At 64.4% G+C, this 21,140-nt stretch carries 12 protein-coding genes; 7 read left to right on the top strand and 5 right to left on the bottom strand.

Annotation, left to right across the window (positions count from 1 at the left end):
* Positions 1-12: 12 nt before the first annotated feature.
* The 3 genes from K0B96_RS06285 to K0B96_RS06275 are packed head-to-tail and all read right to left on the bottom strand — an operon-like array spanning position 13 to position 4,874.
* A complete protein-coding gene (locus tag K0B96_RS06285; protein WP_220165086.1) occupies positions 13-3,075 on the bottom strand; it encodes an efflux RND transporter permease subunit in 3,063 nt (1,020 codons plus the stop codon).
* Between the two features lie 10 nt (positions 3,076-3,085).
* Positions 3,086-4,240 (bottom strand): efflux RND transporter periplasmic adaptor subunit, encoded by a 1,155-nt coding sequence (locus K0B96_RS06280; RefSeq protein ID WP_220165084.1) that lies wholly within the window; start codon positions 4,238-4,240, stop codon positions 3,086-3,088.
* Positions 4,241-4,280: 40 nt separating this feature from the next.
* Complete coding sequence (locus K0B96_RS06275; protein ID WP_220165082.1) at positions 4,281-4,874, bottom strand: MarR family winged helix-turn-helix transcriptional regulator; 594 nt, start codon at positions 4,872-4,874, stop codon at positions 4,281-4,283.
* 183 nt (positions 4,875-5,057) lie between these two features.
* Here K0B96_RS06275 and uvrA point away from each other — a divergent pair, with 183 nt between their 5' ends.
* Positions 5,058-10,859, top strand: coding sequence for an excinuclease ABC subunit UvrA (gene uvrA / locus K0B96_RS06270; RefSeq protein ID WP_255558868.1), 5,802 nt, complete (start codon positions 5,058-5,060; stop codon positions 10,857-10,859).
* A gap of 34 nt (positions 10,860-10,893) precedes the next feature.
* On the opposite strand, the gene K0B96_RS06265 is transcribed toward uvrA, so the two are convergent.
* Complete coding sequence (locus tag K0B96_RS06265) at positions 10,894-11,319, bottom strand: response regulator (protein ID WP_220165080.1); 426 nt, start codon at positions 11,317-11,319, stop codon at positions 10,894-10,896.
* A 113-nt stretch (positions 11,320-11,432) separates the two neighbouring features.
* Between K0B96_RS06265 and K0B96_RS06260 the strand changes: the two genes are divergently transcribed.
* Together K0B96_RS06260 and eno are read left to right on the top strand one after the other, a co-directional pair.
* Entirely contained in the window at positions 11,433-12,458 is a 1,026-nt protein-coding gene (locus K0B96_RS06260) for an ankyrin repeat domain-containing protein (protein WP_220165078.1), read from the top strand.
* Between the two features lie 118 nt (positions 12,459-12,576).
* Complete coding sequence (eno, locus tag K0B96_RS06255; RefSeq protein ID WP_220165076.1) at positions 12,577-13,863, top strand: phosphopyruvate hydratase; 1,287 nt, start codon at positions 12,577-12,579, stop codon at positions 13,861-13,863.
* A gap of 51 nt (positions 13,864-13,914) precedes the next feature.
* Here eno and K0B96_RS06250 read toward each other — a convergent pair whose 3' ends face one another.
* Positions 13,915-15,489 (bottom strand): exosortase/archaeosortase family protein, encoded by a 1,575-nt coding sequence (locus tag K0B96_RS06250; RefSeq protein ID WP_220165074.1) that lies wholly within the window; start codon positions 15,487-15,489, stop codon positions 13,915-13,917.
* A gap of 79 nt (positions 15,490-15,568) precedes the next feature.
* Here K0B96_RS06250 and K0B96_RS06245 point away from each other — a divergent pair, with 79 nt between their 5' ends.
* The 4 genes from K0B96_RS06245 (at position 15,569) to K0B96_RS06230 (ending at position 21,071) form a co-directional block, all read left to right on the top strand.
* On the top strand, positions 15,569-17,359 hold the full coding sequence (locus K0B96_RS06245; protein WP_220165072.1) for a tetratricopeptide repeat protein: 1,791 nt from the start codon (positions 15,569-15,571) through the stop codon (positions 17,357-17,359).
* Between the two features lie 19 nt (positions 17,360-17,378).
* Positions 17,379-18,521: a collagen-binding domain-containing protein gene (locus tag K0B96_RS06240; RefSeq protein WP_220165062.1), complete on the top strand. Its 1,143-nt coding sequence runs from the start codon at positions 17,379-17,381 to the stop codon at positions 18,519-18,521.
* 48 nt (positions 18,522-18,569) lie between these two features.
* Complete coding sequence (locus tag K0B96_RS06235) at positions 18,570-19,223, top strand: hypothetical protein (protein ID WP_220165060.1); 654 nt, start codon at positions 18,570-18,572, stop codon at positions 19,221-19,223.
* 198 nt (positions 19,224-19,421) lie between these two features.
* Positions 19,422-21,071, top strand: a complete 1,650-nt coding sequence (locus tag K0B96_RS06230; RefSeq protein ID WP_220165058.1) for a peptide chain release factor 3 — start codon at positions 19,422-19,424, stop codon at positions 21,069-21,071.
* The last annotated feature ends 69 nt before the right edge of the window (positions 21,072-21,140 follow it).

Below are 21,140 nucleotides of genomic sequence, written 5' to 3'. Positions count from 1 at the left end.
ACGTGACAGGGATCATGCGTGCGGCGCGACCGGAGCCGCATGCTTGGTTTGGGCCAGATTGGGCGCGATCAGCAGGTAAGCCGTCGGCACAACCAGGAGCGTGAACAGCGTGCCGATCGTCATCCCGGTCGCGATGACCAAGCCCATGTTATAACGGCTCGCCGCGCCGGCGCCGGACGCCAGCACCAGCGGCAATACGCCGAGCACCATCGCGGCAGTGGTCATCAAGATCGGGCGCAGACGCACGCCGCAGGCGCGCTCGATCGCCTCACGTTTGGCGACGCCTTCCTCCTGCAGCTGGTTGGCGAACTGCACGATCAAAATACCGTGCTTGGTGATCAAACCCACCAGCGTGATCAGACCGACCTCCGTATAGATGTTGAGCGACGCGAACCCGAGGAAGATGAACACCAGTGCGCCGCTGACTGCGAGCGGCACGGTGAGCATGATCACAAACGGATCCCGGAAGCTTTCAAATTGCGCCGCCAGCACCAGAAAGATGATGACCACGGCAAAAAGAAACGTCACGAGAAGCGCGCTTCCCTCCTGGATATATTGGCGCGACTGACCGGCGTAGTCGATCTGGTAGCCGGCCGGCATCGTCTTGCCCGCCTCCGCCTTGAACCAATCGAGCGCCTGGCCGAGTGAGACGCCAAAGCGCGGCACGGCGGAAATTGTCGCCGAGTTCAACTGCTGGAACCGCTTCAAGGTCTGCGGCTGCACCGTCGATTGCAGGGTGGCAAACGTCCGCAACGGCACCAGCGCACCGCTGCCGGTGCCGACTTGATAGTCGAGGATCTGCTCCGGATTCAGCCGCTGGCTGCGCTCCACCTGCGGAATCACGCGGTAGCTGTTGCCCTGAATGTCGAAGCGGTTGACATAGCCGCCGCCGAGCATCGAGCCCACGTCGCCGGCGAGTTGCGCCATGTTCACACCGAGATCGGCCGCCTTGTCGCGGTCGATTTCGAGGTTCATCTGCGGCTGATCGAATTTCAGATCCGAGTCCGAATAATAAAACATGCCGCTCTTCATCGCTTCGCCGACGAGGTTACGCGCCACTTCCGCGACGTTCTGCGGATCGTCGGTGGACTTGATGACAAACTGCACCGGCGCACCGGAACCGCCGCCCGGCAGCGGCGGCCGCAAGAAAGCGAAACTCTGCAGACCGGCGATGCTGTTGAGCTTGTTCGTCACCACGGGCAGCAGATCCATCGTGGTGCGTTTGCGCTCGCTCCACGGTTTCAAGACGAGACCCGTCAGCGCGCTGTTCGAGGACCCGAGTCCCACGATCTGGAAGATGTTGTCCTTCTCCGGAATCGTTTTGTAGTCCGCGATGATCTGCTGCGCGTAAGCAGTCGTCTGGTCGATGTTCGCGTTGGGCGCGGCGTTGCTGACTGCGATGACGATCCCTTGGTCCTCATCCGGCGCGAGTTCGCTCTTCGAGAACTTCAGGAATGGAATGCACGCCAGCAGCACGATGATCGCGAAAACCACCGTCACCGGACGGTAGTCCAACGCTCCATGGAGCATGCGTTCGTAGCGCAACCGCAATTTGTCGAACGTGGTGTCGAGGAAATGCGCGAAGCCGCGTTTGGACGGATCGTGCTTCAGGATTTTCGAGCACATCATCGGCGTCAATGTGAGCGCCACGACACCGGACACGATGACGGCGCCGGCGAGCGTGAACGCGAACTCCTTGAACAAGCTGCCCGTCAGGCCGCCCATGAAGCCGATCGGAGCATACACCGCCGCGAGCGTGATCGTCATTGCGATGACCGGTCCCGCGAGCTCCTGCGCGCCCTTCAACGCCGCCGCAAAAGGCGACAGGCCTTCTTCGATGTGCCGGTGGATGTTTTCCACGACCACGATCGCGTCGTCGACCACCAGGCCGATCGCGAGCACCATCGCCAGCAGCGTCAGCAGGTTGATCGTGAAACCGAGCACCAGCATCAGGAAAAAAGCGCCGACGAGCGACAGCGGCATGGCCACGATCGGAATCACGACGGAGCGCACCGAGCCGAGAAACAAGAAGATCACAATCACGACGATCACCAGGGCTTCGACGAGCGTATGGATGACCTCGTTGATCGAGTCGTTGATATAGGCGGTCGCGTCGTAAGGAATCGTCAGGCTCATGCCGGTCGGCAGTTCCTGCTGCATTTCGGGCAGCACCTTCCGCACATCCTTGATGACGGTGAGGGCGTTGGCCGTCGGCAGCACATTGATGCCGATGAACGTCGCCGTCTTGCCGTTGAAACTCACCGTGCTCTCGTAACTCTCCGCACCGAGCACCACGTCAGCCACATCGCTGATGCGGATGATCGTGCCGTTGTGCTCGCCGACGACGAGCTGCTTGAACTCGTCCGCGGTATGGAGATTCGTCGCGGCGTTGAGGTTCACGCTGATCACACTGCCTTTTGTGGCCCCGACGGCGGCGAGCGCATTGTTCGCGCGCAACGCTTGGTTAACCTGCGAAGGGCTGACGCCGAGGGCCGCCATGCGGTCGGGCTTGAGCCAGATGCGCATCGCGAATACGCGGCCACCCAGCACCTGCGCGCTCTGCACGCCGGGCACCGACACCAGTTTCGGCTGCACCACGCGCGTGAGGTAATCCGTGATCTGGTTGGATTCGAGCGTATCGCTCGAGAAGCTTAAATACATCGAGGCCGTCGTCTCGCCCACCTGCACATCGATCGTCGGATCTTCGGATCCGGCGGGCAGTTGATTGCGCACGCGGTTCACCTTGGAGGTGATTTGGGTGAGTGCGGCGTTGGGGTCGTAATTCAACCGCAAGTGCACGGTGATCGTGCTGGCATTGGGCGAACTGGTCGACTCCATGTAGTCGATGCCGTCGGCGCTCGCGATTTCCTTCTCCAGCGGCGTCGTGATGAAGCCGCGGATCAGATCCGCGCTCGCGCCCGTGTAAACCGTCGTCACCGTGACGACGGCGCTGTTGCTCACCGGGTATTGCCGCACGTTGAGCGACAACATCGACTGCAAGCCGACCAGCAGAATGAGCAGGCTGACGACCGTCGCGAGGACAGGTCGCCGGATGAATAAGTCCGTAAACTTCATGGGCGCGGGCTCAGGTGTTCGGCGGGGTCGGCGCAGTATTGGTGGCCGGCGCGATGGAATTATTAATGGTCACCTCAACGCCGTTGCGCAGCTTCAACTGGCCGGCGGTCACCACGCGCTCGCCGGGCTTCACCCCGTCTTCGATCGCCACCACGTCTCCGCGGGTATCGCCGAGCTTCACGAACTGCTGCCGCACGGACAACGCCGGCTGGCCTTTCTCGTCCTTCACTTCGTGCCCTTCTTTGTCCTTGGCCGGCTCGATGATGTAAACGGCGTTGCCATAGGGGTTGTAGATGATCGCGGTCTGCGGCACGACGACGACATCGCGTTTTTGGGCGGGCAAAAGCACATCCACGCTCCCGAACATGCCGGGCCGCAGGCGACCGTCCTTGTTCTCCAGCGTCGCCTGCACTTGCAAGCTGCGCGTCGTGGGATCGAGCCGTGAATCCAGCGCGTTGACCTTACCCTTGAACGTCTCGCCCGGATAAGCGTCGACGGTGAGATTGATGGGTTGCTGACTCTTGATCGACTTCACGTCCTGCTGCGGCAGCGTGAAATTGACGTAGATCGGATCGAGCGCTTGGAGGTCCACCACCGCCTGGCCTTCCTTGAGCACTTCACCCAGATTGATGAGCCGGATCCCGAGATCACCGTCGAACGGCGCGCGAATGGTCTTCTTCGCGATCATCGCCTTCAACCCCGCGGCTTGCGCCTGCGCCTGCTTCAACTGCGCGTCGGCCGCATCGAGTTCGGACTGTGAAAGCGTCTTCTTTTCAAACAGGCCGTTGGTCCGCTTGAAGTTCGACTCCGCCAGCGCCATCGCCGCTTCGGCGGCCGCAAGTTGCGCCTTTTCAGTCGACACGCTCAGCTCCACCAACGCATCGCCCTTCTTCACCTTCTGGCCCGACTCGAAGTTGATGCGCACGACCTTGCCGGCGACTTCCGCGGACAGGGTCACGCCTTGCACCGCCGCCAGCGAACCGACGGCGTGCAACGTGGGCTCCCACGTATCTGCCTTTGCCACGGCCGCGGAGACTGCCGTCGGGGCCGGTTTCTGGGCGGCCATTGCCTTGCCCATCTTCATGCCTTTATAAATCCACCATCCGAAAACGCCGCCGAGAACCGCGAGCGTCAGGACGAGCATTAAGATCATTCGTTTAGCCATATAGGTAGAGGGAAATGGAGAAAAAAAGGCCGCGTTTCAATCACGCGCGAGCCGAAACATTATGTCCCGGCGCGGTTTCGGAAGTCAGCTCCGCGTCGCTCGATTCGTCCTCCGTCACCGGAGGAAGCGGGCGCACCAGCCGGGTCAGCAACTGCACGAGCAGACGCCGTTCGGCCACGGTCAAGGGCTGCATCAGCGCCGACATCTGCTGAAAATATCCCGGGAGGATCTGATGCAACACCTCTTCGCCTTTTGCCGTCAGACTCACCGCCATCATGCGGCGATCGGTCGCGTCTGGATCCCGCTTCACCAAGCCGTCGCGTTCCAACGTATCGACCAAACCGGTGATCGTCGCCCGCGTCACGCCCGTGCGTTCCGCCAACTCCGCCGGACTCAACGGCCGGCGCACGCACTGGTCGTCGCGGCTGTTCAGTAAGATCATCAGCACCCCAAACCGCCCCTGCGTCACACTATGCTGCGCCAGATGCTTTTCCGCCACCGAAAGCGCCTCGTCGCCCGCGCGCACCAGATGCAAAAACGCCTCGCAGGCCGACGGTTCCAAGTCGGGAAACTGCTTCGCTGCCTCCAAGAGGCACTCGTAGCGCGGCACGTTCTTCAGCATGACCAATGGCATCTTCAGTGAAATCAGGAGCCTGATAATTAGCGTCCTAATCACAAACGCAAGGCGTCGACCGCACAATTAGTTGAAATTAATTTTCTCCGCCGGCCCTCACGCTCGCCCTAATTTTACCGCCCCGCTCTGCTCTCCCCGCGCCGCTGTTTGCATTCTCGCATCGGGTGCTCATCGGTGGTCGCCGTGTCACTCGCTGCATCTTTCGCCGCGTCCTCCTCCATTCGGTTGCGCGGCGTGCGCCAAAACAATCTCAAAGGCTTCGATCTCGATCTGCCCCTCGGGCAATACGTCGTCGTCACCGGCCTGAGTGGCGCGGGGAAATCGTCGCTCGTTTTCGACACGCTGCACGCCGAGGGCCAGCGTCGCTACGTCGAGACGTTCAGCGCTTACACGCGCCAGTTCCTCGACCTCCTCGACAAACCCAAGGTCGACTCAATCGAAAACATCCGCCCGTCGATCGCCATCGAGCAGACCAACACCGTCAAAACCTCCCGCTCCACCGTCGGCACGATGACGGAGCTCACCGACTTCTTCAAAGTCTGGTTCAGCCACGTCGCCGAGTGCTTCGATCCCGCCACCGGCGAGAAAGTCGAAGACGATACGCCCGCCACCATCTGGACCAAAGCCGCGTCCGCGCACCCTGACCGCGCCACTGTCGTCGCATTCAAAATCGTCAAACCCGCGAACCTCACCTGGCCGGAGATCCTGCAGAATCTCAAAGGCCAGTCCTACATTCGCGTCCTCGTGCCCGAATCGACCACCGACGATTCCGCCGGCCTTCGCTGCGCCCTGCATCGCGTTGACGACCTTCTGGCCAACGACTCCATCCTCGCTCCGCGGGAGCGCATCTTTGTCGCCCAGGATCGCGTCACGCTCAGCTCCGATCAGCGGTCGCGTTTCCTCGAAGCCACGGAAACCGCGCTGCATTTCGGGCAAGGCGAAGTCTACCTCTTCGCCACGCCTGCCGCCACCGCCAGCACCGTTCCCCTTGAGCAGATCGGCCACTATTCGCGCGGTCTGCATTCGCCCCGCACCGGCCGCACGTTTCGCGCCGCCACGCCGCCCCTTTTCTCCTTCAACTCTCCACTCGGTGCCTGTCCTCAATGTCGCGGCTTCGGTCGCATCATCGAGATCGACTACCGCCTCGCACTGCCCGATCAGTCGCTCTCGATCGACGACGGCGCGATCAAATGCTGGGAGAGCGAAATCTACGGCGAGTCCAAAAAGGACCTGCTGAAATTCACCCGTCGCCTCAAGATCCCGACCAACGTTCCCTTCGCGTCCCTCACGCCCGAGCAGCGCGATTTCATCGTCAACGGCGAGCCCGGCTACGGCGAAGAAAACGGCAAGACGTGGCCGCAATATTGGTATGGCGTGAAGGGTTTCTTCCGCTGGCTCGAGAAGAACACCTACAAGATGCACGTGCGCGTCTTCCTCGCTCGTTATCGCGCCTATAACCCCTGCCCTGCGTGCGGCGGACAACGTCTCCAACCCGACGCGCTCTGCTGGAAATGGCAGCAGCAAACGCTTCCCGAACTTTATCAACTCCCCGTTTCCGAACTGCTCGCCCGACTCGTGGCTTTCCGCCCGTTAAACGAAACTCCGTCCGACGCGCACTCCGCGTCCCTCGCTTACGATTCGATCGTCACGCGCCTGCGTTATCTCGCACAGGTCGGCCTCGGCTACCTCACGCTCGACCGCACCTCGAAAACGCTGTCCGGCGGCGAAGTCCAACGCGTCAACCTCACGAGCTGTCTCGGCACGTCTCTTGTCGACACGCTCTTTGTCCTCGACGAGCCCAGCGTCGGCCTGCATCCGCGCGACATCGACCGCCTCATCGGCATCATCCGCACGCTCACCGATGCGGGCAACACTGTCGTCGTCGTCGAGCACGACGAGGCGATGATTCGCGCCGCCGATCACGTCATCGAGGTCGGCCCCGAACCCGGCAGCCGCGGAGGCCACATCGTTTTCCAAGGCCCCGTGGCCGCCATGCTGCGCGCCCCGCAAAGCATCACCGGCGCGTATTTCTCCGGGCGCGAGTCGATCGAGGCGCCCGCGCAGCGCCGACCCGTTTCGGTGAACGCACGCGCCGCTGGCGCGCCTCCGTTTCTCCATTTCAAAAACGCCACCAAGCACAACCTCGCCGCACTCTCCTTTCGCCTGCCACTGCAACGCTTCGTCTGCCTCAGCGGCGTCTCCGGCTCCGGCAAGTCCACGCTCCTCGACAACGTCATTTACCAAGGCCTCCTCGCGCAACGTCTCCAGCTCACCGAAGACCCCGCCGCGATCGAATCCATCCTGCCCGCGCCGGCCGACGCGCCGTTTTCCGAAATCGTCCTCGTCGATCAATCCCCCCTCTCGCGCACGCCGCGCTCGAACCCCGCGCTCTACACCGATGCATGGGAACTCATCCGCGACCTCTACGCCGCCACGCCTGCCGCACAGCAAGCCGGTTTCAACGCGTCCTCATTTTCGTTCAACAGCGGCGAAGGCCGTTGCGATCACTGCCAGGGCCTTGGCTACGAACGCGTCGAGATGCAGTTTCTCTCCGACGTTTTCGTCCCGTGTCCCATCTGCGAGGGCCGCCGCTTCAAACCCGAAGTCCTTGCGATCCAGTGGCACGACCGTTCCGTCGCCGACCTGCTCGCCACGAGCGTCACCGATGCGCTCCCGCTCTTCGCCGCGCACCCCGAAATCCTCCGCCGCCTCGCCTCCCTCGACTCCGTCGGTCTCGGCTACCTCACGCTCGGTCAACCCCTCAACACCCTCAGTGGCGGCGAATCCCAACGACTGAAACTCGTCCGCTACCTCGGCACCTTCACCGGCGACGCGAAGGGTTCGCCGCTCTCCGCGCCGCCGTCCTCTGGCGCGCTCCTCCTGCTCGATGAGCCCACGACCGGCCTCCACCGCCACGACGTCAAACGCCTCCTCTTCGTTCTCCAGGCGCTCGTCGACCGCGGCCACAGCGTGATCGTGATCGAGCACAATCTCGACGTCCTCAAGTCCGCCGACTGGGTCCTCGAAATCGGCCCCGACGCCGGTGCCGCCGGCGGCCGCATCGTCGCCGAAGGCACCCCCGAGCAGGTCGCCGCCGCCGACACCGCCACATCGCCCTTCCTCCGCGCCGCCCTCCGCGATGGCAGCCTCTCAGGTGACAATTCCACCGCGCTCGCCGCCGCCGAAGAGGCCGCGCCCTATCGACCAACACCGGCCCATCGACCCGCCGAGCTCGTCATCACCGGCGCCCGCGAGAACAACCTCAAAAACCTCTCGCTCACCATCCCGCACCATCAACTCAACGTCGTCACCGGCGTGTCCGGTTCGGGCAAATCCACCCTCGCATTCGACATCGTCTTTGCCGAGGGCCAGCGGCGGTTCATGGAATCCATGTCGCCCTACGCGCGCCAGTTCGTCGAACAACTCCCGCGCCCCGCGATCGATCGCCTCACCGGCATTCCACCGACCGTCGCCATCGAGCAACGCGTCACTCGCGGCTCCCGCAAGTCCACGGTCGCCACCATCACCGAGGTCGCGCAATACCTGCGGCTTCTCTACGCGCGCCTCGGCATTCAGCATCATCCCGACACCGACAAAGCCGTGCAGCCGCTCTCGCTCGGCCAGCTCAAGAACCTTCTCGCGCGCGTCCTCGCCACGCCGAAAGCCCGCCGCGCGAAGCACCTTTACCTCTGCGCCCCGCTCATCCGCGGCCGCAAGGGCCACCATCAGCCCATCGCCACATGGATCGGCAAACAGGGCTACCCACTCATGCGCGCCGACGGCCAGCTCGTCCCCGTTGACGCCTTTCAAAAACTCGATCGCTACAAAGAGCACGATATCGAGGTCGTCGTTGCCGACCTGAAAGAATCCGCCGCCGCCGCCCCGCCGTCGCGCACCTCCGCCCCACGCGCCACGCCCGCGCGCTCGATCTCCAGCGCCCTCGACACCGCCCTCCGCCTCGGCAAAGGCGCGTGCTTCCTCCTCACCCCCGACGGCGCCGTCCTCTCCTGGTTCTCCACCACGCGCACCGACATCGAAACCGGCGAATCGTTTTCCGAACTCGACCCCAAGGATTTCTCGTTCAACTCCCCGCGCGGCTGGTGTCCGACGTGCCGCGGTCACGGTCGCGTTTTCCCTTGGATGCTCGAGCCCGATGAGGACGACGAAAACGATCCCGCCGCCCGCCTTCGCGAGTTCGGCATCGATTCGTCCGACGACGTTTCCGACGCCGGCACGCCCTGCCCGGATTGCCGCGGCGCCCGCCTCAACCGCGTCTCGCGCGCCGTCAAACTTCACTTCCGCGCCCCCGCCAGATCCCGCACCACCGCGCCAAAATCCGCCGCCGCACTTTCTCTGCCGCAACTCCTCGCGAGCACCTCGTCCGAACTTCTCGCGCATCTGCATCAGCTCGACCTCGACTCGCGCGGCCGGCTCATCGTGCAGGACATCGTGCCGCAGATCGAAGAACGCCTGAAGTTTCTCGATCACGTCGGCCTCGGTTACCTCTCCCTCGATCGCCCCACCGAAACCCTTTCCGGCGGCGAAGCCCAACGCATCCGCCTCGCCGCCCAGCTCGGCTCCAATCTCTCGGGCGTCCTCTACGTGCTCGACGAACCGTCCATCGGACTCCACGCACGCGACAACGACCGCCTCATCGACACCCTCATCTCGCTCCGCGAAAAAGGTAACACGCTCCTCGTCGTCGAGCACGATGACGAGCTCATGGCGCGCGCCGACCGCATCATCGATCTCGGTCCCGCCGCCGGCATCCACGGCGGCGAACTGCTCGCCAACGGCACGCCTGCCGAGATCCAGCGCAGCGAAAAATCCCTCACCGGCCTTTTTCTCCAGCGCGGCATCACCCATCCGCTCCGCGGCAGTTATCGGCCGCTGCCCGCCTCACCGAAGGAATGGCTCACGCTCAAGGGCGCCGCGTTGCGCAACCTCCGCGGTTTCACCCTGCGCCTCCCGCACGGTCGCCTCATCATGGCCGCGGGCCCGAGTGGCGCCGGCAAGTCCACGCTCTTCCGCGATCTCCTGCACCCCGCCGTCGCACACGCCATCGCGGAGAATACGCCCCGCCTTTCCGGTCGCGGTTTCGTCCGCGCCACCCATTTCAACGCCGAGGAAAAACGCCTCCCGTTCGCCCAACTCAGCGGCGCAAACGGGTTCAAAGGCGTCATCGAGGTCGACCAGTCGCCCATCGGCAAAACCCCGCGGTCCACGCCCGCGACTTACCTCGGCATCTTCGACATCATCCGCCAGTTTTTCGCGTCGTTGCCCGAATCGAAAATGCGCGGCTACACCGCCTCGCGTTTCTCCTTCAACACCGCCGGCGGTCGCTGCGACACCTGCCAGGGCGCCGGTCGGATCAAGCTCGAGATGGCGTTCATGCCCGACACTTATCTGCCGTGCGAAAACTGCCACGGTTCCCGCTACAGCCCCGACCTCGCCGAGATTGCCTGGAAAGGGAAAAACATCGGGCAGGTCCTGCAACTCACGTTCGACGAAGCCGCCACGTTTTTCGATTTCCATTCCCAGCTCTCCCAAGTCTGCCAGCTCATGGTCGACTGCGGCCTCGGCTACCTCACGCTCGGCCAGAGTTCGCCCTCGCTCTCCGGCGGCGAGGCGCAGCGCCTCAAGCTCGTCACCGAGCTCGCGCGCGGACTTCCCAGCTACAAGGAACGCTCCCGCGGCACCGCCGTGCGCAACCTCTACCTCCTCGAGGAACCGACCATCGGCCTTCACCTGAGCGACTGCGAAAAACTCATCCGCGTCCTCCATTCCCTCGTCGATCAAGGCCACACCGTCGTCGTGATCGAGCATCATCTCGATCTCCTCGCCGAGGCCGATTACGTCGTCGAACTCGGGCCCGGCGGTGGTCCCGCCGGCGGCGAGCTGATTTACCAAGGCGAACTCGCGGGCTTGCTCAAAGTGAAGTCCAGCCCGACCGCGCCCTACCTGCGCGCCAAACTCAGAAAATAACCGCCGCGACCGCGCCGCGCGCCCCGGCGTCCGCTCACTGCGCCGCCACGGCGACGCTCGCGTCGTGCGCCTTCGCGGCGTCGTGCACCACCTTGACCAGTTCCGCGAGCGCGACCGGTTTCAGCAGATACCGAAACAGCGCCGCCTCGTTCACGCTGCGCATGAGCATTTCCGGCTTCATGTAACCCGTCACCAAAATGCGCTGCATGTGCGGAAACTCCTCCCGCGCCCGCACCAGCAGATTCATGCCGTTTCCTCCCGGCATCAAATGGTCGGCGATCAGCACCTTGAACGCCCGCTTGTGCAGCGCGAACTCCGCCTCGCGCGCCGACATCACCGCCGTCACGTCAAACGCCCCCGACAATGCCGCGCTAAACACATCTAATAACGGCCGCTCGTCATCGACGACGAGGACCGCGGGCTTCTCGGCGTTTCCGGGGGCTCCTGCGTCGTTGCTCATTCGGCGCATGGTGAAAAGTAGATGCCTTCGAAGTAAAACGAATTCCGCAGCGCCCGGGCTTTGGATTTGCCAGCCGTGCTTCCGCGGCCTTCTCTCCGCGTGCAATCCGGAACATGGTCCAGCCCGATCTCTTTGTCGCCGCCCGCACGGGTGACTTTTCCCCCTTCTCCGCGTCCGCGCTCGCCGTCGAGTGCTTCCTTGTGCGCAACGCCGCGGGCTCCACGCCCCTCCACATCGCCGCGCGCTACGGTCAACTTTCGCGCTTGCCCATCGATCTCCTCGCGCCCGCGCACCTGCTCCTCCGCAACGACGCCGGCTACACGCCCCTTCATCACGCCGCGATGGCCGGCCACCTCGATCAAGTGCCGCCCGCCGTGCTCGAAACCTCGGCCCTTCTCACCCGCAGCAACTCCGGCTACACCGTCTTCCACAACGCCGCCGCCCACGGTCACCTCGGGCAACTGCCTTCCGCGCTCCTCACCTCCGAGGTCCTGCTCAACCGCACCGATCTCGGCAACACGCTCCTGCACGAGGCGGCGGAAAACGGCACGCTCGCCGCCCTCCCGCCCAACGCGTTTTCGCCCGCCCACCTCGCCGTGCAGAATATCAGCGGCGAAACCGTCCTCCACGTCGCCGCTCTCAACGGCCACCTCAATCAGATTCCGCCGGCGCTGCTCACGGCCGACGCCATGCTCGCGCTCACCAACGCCGGCGACACCGTTTTTCACGCCGCCGCCATCGCCGGACACCTCGACCAGATTCCCCCCGCACTCCTGACCCGCGCCCATCTCACGATCGCCAGCAAGACCGGTTTCACCGCGATCCACGCCGCCGCCGAGACCGGCCAGTTGCACCGCATCCCGCGCGAAAATCTCACCGCCGAGCTCCTCCTCACGCGCAACGACAACGGCGACACCCCCCTGCACGCCGCCGCTTACGAAGGCCACCTCGACCAGATTCCGCTGCAGTTGCTCACCGCCGATGCGCTCAACACGCGCAACTACGAAAACATGACCGTCGGCCGCCTCGCCGTGGAGCGCGGCTTCAACGAGCAATTGCCGCCGAAACTCCGCGCAAATCGCGGCGCCGTCCGCCAGTTCCTCGAACGCATCGGCGCCTCCCGTCCGCCGTTCGCGTAATATCCCCGCGAGCGCCGCCGCTCGCCCCGCTTTCCTCGGCAGATTACCCACGCGCGAAACCCCTCGCGCGTTTTTTTGTTCACTCGCGCCCGGTGCCCGTGTTCAGTCGTCCACTGGAATGAACACCTCCATCACTGCCATTACCGCCCGCGAGATCATCGACTCCCGCGGCAACCCGACGGTTGAAGTCGACGTGAAGCTCGCCTCCGGCGCCTTCGGCCGCGCCGCGGTCCCCTCCGGCGCCTCCACCGGCGAACACGAAGCCATCGAGCTCCGTGACGGCGACAAACTTCGCTATGGCGGCAAAGGCACGCTGAAAGCCGTCGGCAACGTCAAAGGCAAAATCGCCCCCGCGCTCCTCGGCTTCGACGCCCTCGACCAGGTCGGCATCGACGCCGCCATGATCAAGCTCGATGGCACCAAGACCAAGTCGAAGCTCGGCGCCAACGCCATCCTCGGCGTTTCCCTCGCCACCGCGAAAGCCGCCGCCGCCGCCCTCGGCCAGCCGCTCTACAAATACCTCGGCGGCCCGAACGCGAAAGTCCTCCCCGTGCCCATGATGAACATCATGAACGGCGGCGCGCACTCCGATGCCCCGATCGATTTTCAGGAATTCATGATCATGCCCACCGGCGCGAAAACCTTCTCCGAAGGCCTCCGCATGGGCTGCGAGGTTTTCCACTCGCTGAAGAAGGTCCTGAAAGACAAGGGCCTCGCCACCGCCGTCGGCGACGAAGGCGGCTTCGCGCCGAAACTCGAATCCGCCGAGGCCGCCCTCGACGTCATCGCCACCGCCGTCAAAAACGCCGGCTACAAACTCGGCAAGGATATCAACCTCGCCCTCGACGTCGCCGCCTCCGAATTCTACGTCCCCGCGAAAAAGCACTACGTCTTCAAAAAGTCCTCCGGCCAGGTGCTCTCCGGCGACGAGATCGTCGAGTTCTACCGCAAACTCGTCGCGAAATATCCGATCATCTCCATCGAAGACGGCTGCGCCGAAGGCGACTGGGCCACGTGGAAAAAACTCACCGATGCGATCGGCGACAAGATCCAGCTCGTGGGCGACGATCTCTTCGTCACCAACACCGAGTTCCTCAAGCGCGGCATCGACAGCGGCACCGCCAACTCGATTCTCGTCAAGGTCAACCAGATCGGCTCGCTCACCGAGACCTTCGACGCCGTGGAAATGGCCAAGGAAGCCCATTACACCGCCGTCATCTCGCACCGCTCCGGTGAGACCGAGGATGTCACGATCGCCGACATCGCCGTCGCGACCAACGCCGGCCAGATCAAAACCGGCTCGCTCTGCCGCACCGACCGCGTCGCGAAATACAACCAGCTCCTCCGCATCGAGGAAGAGCTCGGCGCCAGCGCGATCTACGGCGGCAAGATGCGCGGCCTGTAAAATCAACTCCGCTCGGTTTCTCCACGCGGCCTCTCCCCGGGGCCGCGTTTTTTATTTTCGCCGGAGAAGCACCCCGACCTGCCGCCGCAGCCACGCGCACGCCGCAGCGTCGCTCGGTTCGCCCTGCAGCACAAAAATAATTTGCGCGAGGTCGGCGCGCGAACGTCCTTCCCGCACGCGGGCCCAACGATAGCTAAACGCGACTTCGTTCTCCACTTCGATCGGCGCGACGCGGCTCTCAAACACATCCCACACGCAGAAGAAAACGTGCTGCGTCGTTCCTTCCGCCCTGAAGCGATACGCTCGAAACGGCACGGTCTCCCCGCCAGTCTCCACGACCACGGGCGCCAGTTCCGCTTCGAGCTCCGCCCCGAGGCCCGGCATGCACACCGTCGGATCGTGCCGTCGCGCCTCCATCGCCACCGCCGTGTCGTTCTCCCAGCGGAAAACATACGCCAGACCGCGCCGATCATCCCCGCTGCGCTCCCACGTCCGCCCATCCGCACTCGAAGCATGGAGAATCTCCTGCGTCCGCTCCGGAATCGGAGCCGACGGCCATCCCGGCACCGCGCTCGCCAAGGCCCATTGCCGCCCGCCCTCCTCGTGATGCCACGCAAACCACGCCCGCGTGCCACCCTCAGCCAGCCCGCAAATTCCGAGCAACACCACCGCGGACCGACCGCGCCACACCGGCCTCGGCGGGGCCAGAATAGGCGCCGGCGTTTTTTCCCCGCGCGCGAACCCATACGCCACCGCCGCCACGGCCGCGAGCGTCACCACCATTTCAATTCCTCCCGCCAGATCGTGCCAGCGCTCGATCGCCCCCAACCCTTCCCCCGCCACGCGCCAGGTGAGAAACACCGTGCGAGCGAGGTTCGTCAGCACAGCGATCGCGACCGCCAGTGCGACGAGCCCCACCCGGCGCGACCAACGCAAAAACGCCAGTTCGCCGAGCAACCACGCCAGCATCCAAACCGCCTGCAACGACCGCAGCCCGCTGCACGCTTCTTCCACGCCCACGAAGCCCGCACCGACCTCGATGATGTTGCCCCGCGCGACCGCCGGGTGACCGGTCAGCGAAACCAGTTCCGCCGTCGCCTGCGCATTGCCCTGCGCGAGCGCGTTCATCAACGGCGTTTGCACCATGGTCGGCCACAGCAACGCCGTCGTCGCAAAAAACCACGGAAAGAAAAAATTCGCGCTCCAACGCCAGCCGCCCACCCACGCCAGCACACCCGTGCTCGCGACCGCCACGCCCGCCGTAAACACCCACTGCGCCGCCGGCCACATCCGGTTCGCTTCAAACCATGGCAGCACCGCACACATTACCGCCATGCCGACCGCCACCCCCGCCCCCGCCGCAATACGCCCGCCCGGCGATACCAACCCCGGCCGCGCGCCCCTGCGCAGCCGCTCCCAGATAAAGTACACGAGCAACCCCGGCACCGCCCACCCGTGCGCCTGCTCCACGCTGGCACGCCACGTCGTCGTCAACCGCACGAATAACAGCAGCCAGAACGCCGCGACCACGACCCACGGCGCCGCGCCCGCCCATTTGGTCGAGGCGCCGCTCTGCGCCGCCCCCGCCACGCCCGCCGTCCGCGTTTTGTCCTCCCCTTGACGCATCTATCGGTCGAAATGTGAATGCATCCTGTCCTTCTATTTTCCGTAATCTCACTTCACCGCAAGTCTCCCGCTTCTCCTCGTGTTCTCGCGTTTCTGGCATCTCCTGCGCTCCCGCTATGATGGCATGTATGAAAATCAGCGCCGCGCGTTGATTTTTCTCGTCGCTCTCAGCGCGTGCGCCCTCGTGATTTCTCTCGGCTGGATGATCGGCAAGCCATTCTGGGTGCGCTGGCGTCACCAGCAGGCCATGGCGCAAGTCGACGCGTTTTCACGCCAGCACGATAATCGCAACCTCCTCCTCGCGCTGCGCCGCGCCACCGAAATCGCGCCCGGCGATCTCGCTACTTGGCGCCGTGTCGCCACCGAACTCGAGCGCCTCGGTCTGAGCGACGCCGTCCTCGCCCGCGAAAACATCGTGCGCCTTTCGCCGGCCGACTTCGACGCCCGCCTGCAACTCGCTGCCGCCGCCCTTCGTTTTGACCAGCCGGATGCGGGCCTCGACGCCCTCAAGGACGTCACGCCCGCTCCGGCCCGCGCCGTGGAAATTCAACGCCTTTCCGCCGAGCTCGCCCGCGCCATGGGCGATGAAGACGCGTTTGCCGAAAAACTTCGCGCCGTCCTCGCGCTCGCGCCAGCCGACTCCGCCGCGCGGCTCAATCTCGCTCTGCTTGATCTGTGGCACGGCGCCCCCAGTCAACGGCCCCAAGCCCTCGCCTCCCTCGCCGGGTTGCTCGACGATCCCGCCATGCGCGTCCGCGCTGCGATCGAACTCCTCCGCGATGCCGCTCGCTCCAACGACCCCGAACGCGCCGGCACCGTTGTCCGCCTCCTCATCGACCGCTTGCCGGCTGCGCCTCAACCCGTCGCCGCGTCCGACCTGTGGTCGCAGTTGCTCGCGAGCTTGGAGCACGCCGCCCGCCAAGGGTCAGCCGACGACGTCAGCTTGACGGCCCGTTGGCTCGCATCAGTCCGCCAAGCCTCCGGCGCGCTCACCTGGCTCGACACCCTTCCGGCGCCACTCTCAGCGTCGCCCCGCGTTCGCGACGTCACCGCTGAACTAGCCGCTCAAACGGGCGATTACGGCCGTCTCCAGACCTTGTTGCTCGCCGGCGCATGGGGACCCGATCCCGGCAACGCCCTGCCTCTCGCCATCGCCTCCCGTCTCCAACACGAACGCCGCGCCGATGAGCGCGCCCGCGCCACGTGGACCGACGCCCTCGACACCGCTCGCGAATCCCCCGCGACACTCGTCACCTTGGCCCGCCTCGCGCAAATCTGGCAGGACGACGCCGCCGCAGCGGTGGTGCTGCGCCGCCTCGTCACGCTCACGCCGAAACGCTTCTGGGCCTACGCCTCTCTGCGCGATATTTTCGTGCGAGGCGGCAACGACCTCGACCTCCTCTGGCTTTACGGCAAATGGCAGGCCGAAGCACCCGACGATGCCGACCTCGCCGCCCACTGGATTGAAACGGCGTGCCTGCTCAACCGCGTTTCTCCCGCGGTCGAAGCGCGTCTTGCCGCTCTCGCCGCGCAATCGCCGGACAGTCCGCCCACGACGCTCGCCCTGATCGCCTTTCGCTGGCGCCAAGGCGACTTCAACGGAGCCGCCGCTCTGCTTCAAAAGCTCTCCCTCACGACGCGCTCCGCACCGCCTTTCGACTTTTGGACCCTGTTGATCTCCGCAAATTCTGGTCAGACAATCGACGCTTCTTTGTTAAACAAGACTCTCGTTTTCAAAGACCTAAGCACGATTCGCCAAGCTCTTGCCGACGAAGCGCGGAGAAAATTGGCCGCGCTCCCACGCACGCCCAACCTCGCACCCGACAAATCACTGGAAAGCGCGAAAAGTCACTTGCCCCGACTAGAGTGAATACCCTACGAATCGCTGCGTGAATCGGTCACGCCTCCTTCTCTCTGGCGCTGCCCTGTTGCTCTCTTTGGGTAGCGGGATTCCCCTCCGTGCCCAACTTACTCCCGATCAAGCACTCGCGACTTACGATCAGCTCACGCGGTCCTATAACGTCATCACGCTCGGCGATCTCACGCTCAACAACACCCATACCGATGGCGGCATCGCCGTGGGCGGCAATTTGACCGTCGGAAGCGGCACCATCATCGGCCTGTTTTCCAACCCCTCCGCGGGCGCCGACCCCGCGCTCTACGCCAACGGCGCCGTCACCTTCAACGGCAACAGCCAGATCAACAACGGCTACGTCTCAACGCCCGCCATGTCGGGCTCCGTGACGTGGACCTACAACCCCGCCGGCAATAATTACCAACGCCAGCTCGTCACCGGTTCCGGCATGATGGCCTACAACACCAGCGACGCGCGCGCCTACACCGATCCTCGCACCGTCACCGGGCCCAACGGCTGGAACTGGTCCTCCGTCGGCTCGAGCCTCATCGCCGTTTCCAACGCCCTCGCCGCCGCCAACGCCACCGGCACCATCGGCGTCTCCGGTCAGACACTCACCTTCACCAGCAACGCGTCCGGCGTCACCGTCTTCAACCTCGATGCCAGTCGCATCGTCAACGGCTACTACGATGCCAATGGCGACGGCTTCTTCGACCAAAACACCGAGCGACTGAGCGACATCAAGGCCAACCTCGCCGCCGACCAATACTTCGTTATCAACGTCCTCAACGCGACTTCCGCCGGCGGCAAAATTCTCTTCGACGGCGTCAATAACCTCAGCGGCGGTTCCAACAACCAGCAGCTGCTCTGGAATATCCTGCCCGACAACAACGCGGCCACCCCCGACAAGCTCACCTTGAGCACCAATTTTTACGGCAGCATTCTCGCCCCGCTGGTCGACATCGAAAACAACAACCACTACCTCAACGGCCAGCTCGTCGCCGGCAGTTACACGCAGACCAACGCCGAGATTCACTACGCCGACGGCTACTCCGGCCCCGTCGTGTTCTCGCCCGTCCCCGAGCCCGGCACCTACGCCCTCGTGGCCGTCGGCCTCGGCTTCGTCGCGGTCGTCTGGCGCCGCCGCCCGCGCCCCCGCGGCACGCCCCCGGCCTGAATCCCGTCTCGTCTGGACTCGCGCGCGGTTGCTCCTACCGTGCGCCCCATGTTTGCCTCCTCTCCCTTTCGCCTCGCGTCGCTCGGCCTGTTCCTCGCTGTCGCCGCGCTGGCGGCCGAACCTTCGGCACCTCCGCCGCCCCCGCCCGCGCCTGCCGACTCTGGCACCAGCGATCACGTGAAAGAGGCCATTCGCGAAAGTCTCGCCGAGGACATCAAATTCGCCCCACCGCCCGCCGACGCCCCGAAGACCACCGTCGCGGCCACTGCCGCCGCCGCCGGCAAAACAGATCCGGCACCCGCGCCCGTGAACAAGCCCAAGGACAACGTCACCGAAGCGCGCGAAGATCCGGCGACCATGCTGCCCAAACTCGAGGTGCGCCGCAACCGCGTCACCGATGAAGACGCCAAGTTGAAAGCCAACGAAGAACAGGCCGCGAAGGAGAAGGAACTCACCAAATCCAGCGAGGCCGACAAAGCGCTCAACAATTCCAAAGTCGCCAAAGCCCTCTCCATTTTCGGCGGCCAAGGCGCGACCGAACGCGAACGCATCGCCGCCCAACGCGTCGAGTTGTTGCAGGACGAACACGACCTGCTCGAGCAAAAATCCCTCGCCAAAACCAAGGCCGAGAAAGACGAATTGCAGAAAGAGATCGACGCCCTCAAGGCGCTCCGCCGCGACCTCGAAGCCAGCCAGCACTAAGCCCAGCGGCGACCCGCCGCGGCCGCCTCACCCCTCAAAACGCCGGCGCGAGCACGCCGGCCCCCGCCTCGCGTCCGCCGTATAACGGCGCTCGCTTCCGGATCATGCCCGCCCGCCGCTGCGGTGTGTCGACCGCTCTGCTCTCCGGAAATTGGCTTTCATTCCCCGCCTGGAGCCCGTTTCCTTGCGGGTTTCGCCATGTCACCCGCTCAGGAAATCGCCCGCCGTCGCACCTTCGCGATCATCTCTCACCCCGACGCGGGCAAAACCACGCTCACCGAGAAATTCCTCCTCTACGGCAACGCCCTGCATCTCGCCGGCTCCGTCACCGCCCGCAAAAATCAGCGCGCCACCGCCTCCGACTGGATGGAACTCGAAAAACAGCGCGGCATTTCCATCTCCTCGACCGTCCTCCAGTTCGATTTCGCCGGCTGCGCCGTCAACCTCCTCGACACGCCCGGTCACAAGGATTTTTCCGAGGATACCTACCGCGTCCTCACCGCCGTCGACGCCGCGTTGATGGTCATCGACGCCGCCAAAGGCGTCGAGGCTCAGACGCGCAAACTCTTCGAAGTCTGCCGCCGCCGCGGCGTCCCCATCTTCACGTTCATGAACAAGTGCGATCGCCCCACGCGCGATCCGCTCGACTTGCTCGACGAACTCGAAAGCGTCCTCGGTCTCCAGTCCTCGCCCGTCGTCTGGCCCCTCGGCAGCGGCCCGTCTTTCCGCGGCGTGTTCGACCGCCGCTCGCGCGAGGTGCATCTCTTCGAACGCGTTCCCGGCGGCGCTTTTCGCGCCCCCGAAAGCGTCACCTCCCTCGACGATCCCGCCGTCCGCAAAAAACTCGATGACGACACCTACACCGCCGTCAAAGAACAACTCGAGATGCTCGATGGCGCCGGTCATCCCTACGATCTCGACGCCGTCCGCCACGGCCGCCAGACGCCCGTCTTCTTCGGCTCCGCCGTCAACAACTTCGGCATCGAACTCCTGTTAAACGGCTTTCTCCACGACTCCGTTCCGCCCGCTCCGCGCCACTCCGTCAGCGTCACCGTGCCCGGACTCGCACAGCCCACCACCGATCGCGTCGTCCCGGTCAACGACCCCAAGTTCTCCGGCTTCATTTTCAAAATCCAGGCCAACATGGATCCGAAGCACCGGGACCGCATCGCGTTTCTTCGCGTCTGCTCCGGCAAATTCGAGCGCGACATGGTCGTCACGCACCAACGCACCGGCAAACAGGTGCGCCTCTCCTCCTCCCACAAACTCTTCGGCCAGGAACGCGAGACCGTCGACGAAGCCTGGCCCGGCGACGTCATCGGCCTCGTTGGCCATGATGCGTTCGGCATCGGCGACACCCTCACCGACGATCGCACCATCGCCTACGACGAGATCCCGCGCTTCCCGCCGGAAGTCTTCACCTACATCTCCAACCCGAGCGCGGGCGACGCCAAGAAATACCGCGCCGGCCTCGAACAGCTTTTGCAGGAAGGCGTCGTGCAGTCCTTCACCGCCCGCAACGCCCCGCCCGGCGCCACGCTCCTCGCCGCCGTCGGTCCGCTCCAATTCGAAGTCGTCCAGTGGCGCCTCCAAAGCGAATACAACGCCGAGTCGCGCCTGACACCCGCACCGTGGACGCTCCTCAAATGGGTCGAAATTCCACCCGACCTCATCGGCCCGAAAGGCTTCGACTACTCGAGCATCGTCGTCGCCAGCGGCGTGAGCTTCGGCGCTGACAAATTTGGCCATCCCGTCGTGCTCTTTCCCAACGAGTGGACCGAGCGTTACTTCATCGAGAAGAACCCTGGCTTCACGCTTCACCGTCTGCCGATCGAGCAGACGAAATAGCGACTCCGCGCCTCTGTGCGCGGCGCGAAACGCACCGTCGCCTCCGCGCGTGTTCTCCGCTTTCGCACC

It is taken from the genome of Horticoccus luteus, assembly GCF_019464535.1.
Taxonomy (GTDB): Bacteria; Verrucomicrobiota; Verrucomicrobiia; order Opitutales; family Opitutaceae; genus Horticoccus; species Horticoccus luteus.
The sequence above is the reverse complement of the archived record's forward strand: the minus strand, read 5'-3'. Positions and strand labels throughout refer to the sequence as shown.